The sequence below is a fragment of the Neobacillus drentensis genome (assembly GCF_036965425.1).
In the GTDB taxonomy this organism is placed as follows: domain Bacteria; phylum Bacillota; class Bacilli; order Bacillales; family Cytobacillaceae; genus Neobacillus; species Neobacillus drentensis_F.
Map to the genome: position 1 here is coordinate 14,150 of NZ_JBALPP010000104.1, position 7,792 is coordinate 21,941.

Below are 7,792 nucleotides of genomic sequence, written 5' to 3' on the forward strand. Positions count from 1 at the left end.
ATTCCTCTTTTTTTGACAAACAACGATCACATTCCATTAAGTAAGATTCAGCTTGCTCCTCCATATGCTGACCACATTCTGGACATTCCTTTTTAGGTAACGTACGAAAAAATTCAACTGGATTCAATAACATTTTAAAACTCCTCCTTTATTAATACAGTTTATTAATATTCCCTTTGTTATAGTACAGTATAAACAAAAAAATAGAAAATGTGTAGACCTTTTTTAAAAAAATTTGCACTATTTTAAAAATAAGACTTTTATCACGGTTATGATTTCCTTGGATGTGTTCTGAATCATGATTATGATGAAAAAGGTTAAAATAAATTTTACTTTCTTTTTTCAGAATTAGTCCTTCCATAACTAATTTGTTTACATTACAATCATAGTAGAAATAGACTAGAATAAAGGGGGAAGCTAGTTAATGAGTGCAATGGCAGGAACGTTTCACCCTTATTTTTTTATAATTGCGATTGGCTTAACCATAATGGCTTCATATACAGCATTAGACATGTTTACCTTAATCCGTTCATCGAATCATAATAAACGACTATTGTTCCTTGGCGGGACAATTTCCATGGGCGTTGGAATATGGATTATGAATTTCATGGTGCTGATTGCTTCTGATACAAATTTGTTATCCAGTTATCATATCCCATTATCCATCCTTTCCATATTTATTGGTGTAGCTTTTACAGGGATGGCCTTTATCCCGTTTTTTAGTAGAAAGATCCAATATTACCATTTGATAATTGGGAGCTTTTTATTAGCACTTGCTGTAATTGCTATCCATGTAATTGGGATTTATGCCATGAGCGTAACGATTAAATATAATGTAGTTTTATTTATTTTTTCAGGCATATTTATTTTTGCTTCTTTTTTATTTTCTTTATCGATTCTTTTTTCTACAAAAAACAATACATTTGGAAACCTAGTCTGGTTAAAACCCATAAGTGCCATTATCATTTCTGGGGCCATTGCCGAAGGGAATATTTTGTTAAAAAAATCTTCCATTATTGCCACTGCAACTAAAGGAATTAATGTGTCCAGTACAGATAGCTCCTTTTTTATTTATTTGGTGATATTTGTATCCGTCCTTATAATCGGCGGTCTAATTGTTTCGAGTACCTTGATCAGTAAACAGCTTGCTGCTTCAGATACAAATTTAAATGACATCAAAGCAGCATTGGATGCTTCCACTATTGTAGCCATTACTGACCCATTTGGGACAATCATTTATGTTAATGATAAATTTGAAGAAATTTCTAAGTATACTAGGGATGAAATAATTGGTAAAAACCATCGGTTATTAAATTCAGGGTATCATTCAAAAGAGTTTTTTACTGACTTATGGAAGACTATTCAAGAAGGAAAGGTTTGGCGCGGGGAAATACGAAATAAAGCAAAGGATGGTTCCTTTTATTGGGTGGACACTACGATTGTCCCATTTTTAGATAGGCGGCGGAGGCCGGTCCAATATATCGCGATTCGTTCAGATATTACACAGCGCAAATTAGCAGAGAAGAGTCTTTTAGAATCAACGAAAGAAGTTCGAGATATCACCTTTGCTCTCGACCAATCATCCATCGTTGCCATTACGGATGAAAAAGGAAGAATTACTACCGTAAATGAGAAATTCTGTGAGATTTCCCAATATAATCGCGAAGAGCTACTTGGAGTGGACCATCGAATCCTCAATTCCGGATATCACTCAAAAGATTTCTTTAAGGAACTTTGGAGAACCATCGGTCAAGGAAAAGTATGGAAAGGCGAAATTTGCAATCGAGCTAAAGATGGCACACTTTACTGGGTCGATACTACGATTGTTCCATTTCTAAATAGCAAGGGAAAACCATATCAATATGTAGCCATACGAACGGATATTTCCGACCGTAAACGTGCTGAGGAGCACTTAAAAGAAACCATCAAAGAAAATAATGATATCAAATTTGCCCTTGACCAATCTTCTATTGTAGCCTTTACTGATTCTCGCGGGATCATCACTAGTGTCAACGATAAGTTCTGTGAGATTTCCCAATATAGTCGTGAAGAGATTATCGGAAAAGATCACAGAATACTTAATTCGGGCCAACATACAAAGGAGTTTTTCAAAAACCTTTGGAAAACCATTGGTGAGGGAAAGGTCTGGAAAGGTGAAATTCGTAATAAGGCTAAGGATGGAACGTATTATTGGGTGGATACAACAATAGTTCCATTTTTAAATGAACAAGGAAAACCATATCAATATTTAGCGATCCGCAATGATATTACAGAAAGAAAGAAAACAGAAGAAGTTCTTCATCGCCAGGATAAACTAGCTGCCGTGGGACAATTAGCAGCGGGAGTAGCCCATGAAATTCGTAACCCGCTGACTTCTATGAAGGGATATGCGGAATTTTTGCAGTTAGATGAGCAGGATCCTGAGCGGTTAGAGTTTTTAAATATTATTCTTGATGAAATTGAAAGGGTAAATACCATTGTTGAGGATTTTATGGTCCTGGCAAAACCAAAGGCAGTCGAATTAGAAGAAAAAAATGTTGTCCAAGTTATTAAAAATGTGGTTTCCTTACTTGAATTTGAAGCAAGAAAGAAAAATGTCCGCCTGGATTTTGACTGTAATCAAGAGATTATTCAAATTGAATGTGATGAGAACCGTTTAAAGCAGGTGTTTTTAAATTTCATTAAGAATGGAATTGAAGCAATGCCAAACGGCGGTGATTTGCACGTGAAAACGATGATACATGAAAATAATGTGCAGATTTCGATTCAGGATACGGGTGTAGGGATACCAAAGGATAAGTTAAAAAAACTTGGAGAACCATTTTACACTACAAAAAAAACTGGCAATGGTTTAGGACTGATGGTAAGCTTCAAAATAATTGAAAGTCACAAGGGCAAAGTATTTGTTGAAAGTGAACCAAATAAGGGAACAACGTTTAATATCTTATTGCCAGCTAAAACAGCTTAAAAACGAGAGAACTATTCTCTCGTTTTTTCATTTTCATTTTCTACATTCATAAAATGTACAAAATTTTTGAAAAAAAGAAATCTACAATCGTGATAAATAGACTAATATGTTTATAGAGGTATTTAGGTTTTTATGGGAGGGATACAATGGGTGAACCGAATTTTGTAAAAACGATTTGTGGGTACTGTGGTACTGGCTGTGGTTTAGTTCTCGAGGTTCAAGATAATAAAATTATGAAAATCCGCGGTGACAAGGAAGCACCAGTCAACAAAGGGCAAACATGTGTTAAGGGAGCCTTTGCCTATGAATATGTGCACGCCAAAAATAGATTATCCTCTCCGCTCATTAAGAGAGCAGGTAAGCTTGTTGAAGCAACGTGGGAAGAGGCATTTCAAATTATAGCAGATAAATTATCTTCAATTAAAACCAATTGGGGCTCTAATGCGATTAGTATGTTCGCTTGTGCAAGAAGTACAAATGAATCCAATTATATTACACAAAAATTCATGAGAACCGTCATAAATAGCAACAATATCGACGGATGTAACCGAACGTGACATGCTCCGAGCGTTGCCGGTCTGGCAACAGTTTTTGGAAGCGGTTTCCCTACCAATACACTTGAAGACTTTGACCGCGCTGAAGTATTGCTGCTAATGGGATCCAACACGACTGAGGCTCACCCAATTATTGCTAATCGTATTAAAAAGGCAGCAAAATCAGGGCTAAAAGTAATCGTGATAGACCCAAGAAAAATCGACATGGTCAAAATCGCCCATCGTCATCTTCAAATCAATGTCGGCACAGATATTGCTTTAATCAATTCGTTTATTCATGTGATCTTAAAGGAAGGACTGTACGATCCACTATTTATCGAACAATTTACTTTGGATTTTGAAAAGCTTGAAAAACAAGTAGAGCAATATACACCTGAGTATGCAGCATCCATTACAGGGCTTGAAGCTAAAGATATCGTAGAAACGGCAAGAGAGTATGCTGGTTCGAGCGGATCTATGATCGCCTATACCCTTGGTATTACTGAGCATCACTGCGGTGTTAACAATGTATTTGATATTGCCAATCTTGCATTGTTAACAGGAAATATCGGGAAACAAGGTACTGGAATTATGCCCTTAAGGGGACAAAATAATGTTCAAGGGGCAGGGGATATGGGCTGTTTGCCAAATCAACTTGCTGGTGCAATGAGCCTTACAAATGATGAGTTTCGCACTCGTTATGAAAAAGAATGGAACGTTGTGCTCAATCCTCAGGCTGGCGATACACAGACACGCACCTTTGACCGCTTAGAAATGGGGGAGTTAAAGGCATTATATATTATTGGCGAAAATCCGCTCCTTGCAGATGTGCATATGAATCATACAAAAACATTATTTGAAAAGCTTGATTTATTAATTGTTCAAGACATCTTCTTAACCGAAACTGCAAAAATGGCAGATGTGGTCTTACCAGCAAAGTCGTGGGGAGAGGTTGAAGGAACATACACGAATACAGATCGGAGAATTCAAAGGGTTCGTAAAGCGGTTGAGGCTCATCCAAATATAAAGGAAGACTGGGAAATTCTTTGCGAGCTTTCTACGTTGATGGGTTATCCAATGCATTATAACAATAGTGAAGAAATTTGGGATGAAGTCAGAAGGATTGCTTGGGAGATGTACGGCGGTATTTCTTATGAACGGCTTGAGAACGAATACAGCATCCATTACCCATGTCCTGATGAAAACCATCCTGGCACCTATATTATGCATGAAAGGTTCCATCAAACTGAACCACTTAATAAAAAATCACCATTTGTACCCGTGGATTATACGGCTCCTTTGGAATTACCAGATGAGGAATATCCGTTTATGTTAACAACTGGCAGACGATATGAATCTTATAATACACATTCTCAGACCCGTCATTATGCCGCAGGCGTAAAAATTAAACAAACTGAAGAAACCGTGGATATTCATCCAGATGACGCGAAAGCTTTAGGCATTTCTGATGGGGAGATTGTACAGGTACGCTCGCGAAGAGGAGAACTAGAGGTTAAGGCAAAGATTACGGAACAAGTTGTCCCTGGCCTAGTGTTTATGAGCTTCCACTGGAGCGAAACCCCAACGAATGTATTAACATTAAATGAATATGACCCAATCTCGGGTACAGCCGAATATAAAGCATGCGCTGTATCGATTTCAAAAATTAGCTAGTCAGTTTTGAGGAGTAGTGTGGATAAAATCTGCACTACTCTTTTATTTTTCTAATTTCAGACTATTCAGTTAGTTAGAAATATTATCGTAATATAATTGCCATGCTTGTCATTTAATTAACATCTGCCTGTTCTTTGTTTCAGAAAATTTCATGTTATTATGAGTACAAGTTAGCAACGAAAGAACATGGGAGGAACAAACAATGATAAGTAAAATAAAAACATTCATCGCAGTTGCTGCACTCTCAGGAACTGTAGGCGCTAATGTACATGCGGCAGAATTAACTGTGAAAAAAGGAGATACCCTTTGGGATCTGTCAAAAGTACATAATACATCTGTAGAAAACATTCAAAAATGGAATCACCTTTCTACTGACCTGATTCATCCAGGAGATGTATTAACGATCGCAACGGAAAAGCAATATACGGTATTAAAGGACGATACATTATGGGATATTGCACAAAAATTCCAAGTATCTGTTTCTCAAATAAAAGAATGGAATGAATTGAACACAGATTTAATTCACCCAGGTTTAAATCTAGTAATCTATCAAGGATTAACCAATCAAAATATAAATAAGCCTGAGGCTTTTAAAACAGCTGCAGCAAATAGCCAAACTGAAACTGCATCAGCTTCAGTAAGTAAACCTGTTGAAGCTAAAGAAGCTCAGGCGCCAGCTCCAGCTCCAGCTGCCCCTGCCCCTGCCCCTAAGCCAGAAGCTAAGGTAATTGAACCGGAGAAGACAAAGGAAATTACTGTTAAGGCTACAGCATATACAGCTTCCTGTGAAGGATGTTCTGGTACAACAGCAACAGGTGTTGATTTAAACGCCAACCCTAATGCAAAGGTGATTGCAGTTGACCCATCTGTCATTCCATTGGGAAGTAAAGTGTATGTAGAAGGATATGGCGTCGCCACAGCTGCTGATACAGGAGGAGCAATAAAAGGAAATCGGATAGATGTGTTTATTTCTTCTGAACAAAAAGCGATTCAATGGGGTAAAAAGCAAATAACCATTAAAATATTAGATTAATAAAAAAAGAGTGTCAGGTACCATTTGCGGTGCCTGACACTTTTTTTTATCCTACCTGTTTAGCAATCGTTTTGGCCACTGTTGCTTTTCTCTGATAGAAGAACCAGTTAAGACCAAAGGCGACTACATAAAAACCAATGAAGAAATAGAAAGCTGTTACAGGAGTACCAGTTGCATTTACAGACCATCCAAAAAGTTTAGGGATAAAGAATGATCCATAGGCAGCGAAGGCCGCTGAAAAGCCAATTACTGGTGCTGCTTCTTTAGGAATGAAAATGTTTGGAATCATTTGGAATGTAGATCCAGAGCCAATACCAGATGCAAGGAACAATACCAAGAAAGCCAATAAGAAACCTGCAAATTGTTTACCATTTAAGAAATAAATAACTCCTGCAGCGCCAATCCCCATAATTACTAATACATATGCAGTGACTTTTGCCCCGCCAAGTTTGTCGGCTAGCCAGCCGCCAACAGGTCTTGCAGCAGCGGCTACAAGCGCACCAAGGAAGGCGAGTGAGATATGTTCAGGAAATTGAGATTTTAGTAAAAGCGGAAATGCCGCAGAATACCCAATAAATGAACCAAATGTAGCAACATATAGAGCGGTCATAATCCATGTATGCTTACGTTTTACGATGACAAATTGATCTGTAACTGATTGTTTAGCGCCTGGGACATTATCCATTTTAAATAAAGCAAGGAGTGTCATTATAACGATTGGGATTACCCAGATGAATGCTGCATTTTGTAACCAAACTTCCTGACCGTTTGCTAATACTTGTTTGTCACCAACCAAAGCGAATGTTCCTGAAGTAATAATTAAAGGTGTTACGAATTGGACGACTGATACACCCATATTACCTAAACCGCCATTAATACCAAGGGCTGTTCCTTTTTCTTTCTTTGGAAAGAAAAAGCTGATATTAGCAGAAGAAGAAGAGAAGTTACCGCCGCCAAGTCCGCAAAGTGCTGCAAGCAATAGCATGATAGAGAAAGGAGTATCTGGATTTTGGACGGCAGTACCAATTCCAATTGCCGGTATAGCTAAAATGGCGGTAGATATTACTGTCCAGTTTTTTCCTCCCATTGAACCAGCTGCGAATGTATAGACAAAGCGAAGTGTTGCACCGACTAGACCAGGAATTGCGGCGAGTGTAAATAATTGTTCCTCAGTAAACTGGAAACCGATATCGTTAAGACGTACTGCAACAACTGACCAAATCTGCCAAACGATGAATGCAAGCATTAATGAAGGAATGGAGATCCAAAGGTTTCGCCTTGCATGTTTTTTTCCTTCTGCGTTCCAGAACTTTTCATCTTCTGGATTCCAATAATTAATTCGAGCCATTTTTTATTCCCCCTAAAATTCTTTTAAAATTTATCTTTGAAGTAGTTAATGTTGTTTATGTTGTTACTATAAATCAGATGGTAACATGATTTTTGTGACGTACGTCACAAAAATGGTGAAGGAATTGTGAACTGAAGAGCAATGACAAAAAGTTGTAATATTTATCCCACTATCAACCAAAAACAAATGAGAAAAAGACCCTCAAAGGAGGGTCTTCCAGACTGTCGACAAATTCG

5 protein-coding genes and 1 pseudogene are annotated in these 7,792 nt (G+C 37.7%); 4 read left to right on the forward strand and 2 right to left on the reverse strand.

The genetic code is table 11. The annotated features are described in order from the left end of the window. Positions 1 to 133, reverse strand: a 133-nt coding sequence (yhfH, locus tag V7161_RS22580) for a protein YhfH (protein ID WP_335715101.1), incomplete at its 3' end; no start/stop codon positions are given. Positions 134 to 424: 291 nt separating this feature from the next. Between yhfH and V7161_RS22585 the strand changes: the two genes are divergently transcribed. The 4 genes and pseudogenes from V7161_RS22585 to V7161_RS22600 all read left to right on the forward strand — a co-directional run bounded on the left by V7161_RS22585 (position 425) and on the right by V7161_RS22600 (position 6,208). Beyond that, positions 425 to 2,968 (forward strand): PAS domain-containing protein, encoded by a 2,544-nt coding sequence (locus V7161_RS22585; protein WP_335715096.1) that lies wholly within the window; start codon positions 425 to 427, stop codon positions 2,966 to 2,968. 146 nt (positions 2,969 to 3,114) lie between these two features. Then, positions 3,115 to 3,273: pseudogene (locus V7161_RS30450) on the forward strand (hypothetical protein); the annotation flags it as partial. Positions 3,274 to 3,279: 6 nt separating this feature from the next. Beyond that, positions 3,280 to 5,175 carry a formate dehydrogenase subunit alpha gene (fdhF, locus tag V7161_RS30455; RefSeq protein ID WP_420491653.1) on the forward strand — a complete coding sequence of 632 codons (1,896 nt, stop codon included), beginning with the start codon at positions 3,280 to 3,282 and terminating at the stop codon, positions 5,173 to 5,175. Positions 5,176 to 5,377: 202 nt separating this feature from the next. Continuing rightward, entirely contained in the window at positions 5,378 to 6,208 is an 831-nt protein-coding gene (locus tag V7161_RS22600) for a LysM peptidoglycan-binding and 3D domain-containing protein (protein WP_335715097.1), read from the forward strand. A 46-nt stretch (positions 6,209 to 6,254) separates the two neighbouring features. Here V7161_RS22600 and V7161_RS22605 read toward each other — a convergent pair whose 3' ends face one another. Beyond that, positions 6,255 to 7,556: a NarK family nitrate/nitrite MFS transporter gene (locus tag V7161_RS22605; RefSeq protein ID WP_335715098.1), complete on the reverse strand. Its 1,302-nt coding sequence runs from the start codon at positions 7,554 to 7,556 to the stop codon at positions 6,255 to 6,257. Positions 7,557 to 7,792 lie beyond the last annotated feature (236 nt).

Excerpts from the sequence above, each read along its gene's own strand:
- V7161_RS22585 (WP_335715096.1), top strand. The coding sequence starts at position 425 with ATGAGTGCAATGGCAGGAACGTTTCACCCTTATTTTTTTATAATTGCG.
- V7161_RS22600 (WP_335715097.1), top strand. The coding sequence starts at position 5,378 with ATGATAAGTAAAATAAAAACATTCATCGCAGTTGCTGCACTCTCAGGA.
- V7161_RS22605 (WP_335715098.1), bottom strand. The coding sequence starts at position 7,556 with ATGGCTCGAATTAATTATTGGAATCCAGAAGATGAAAAGTTCTGGAAC.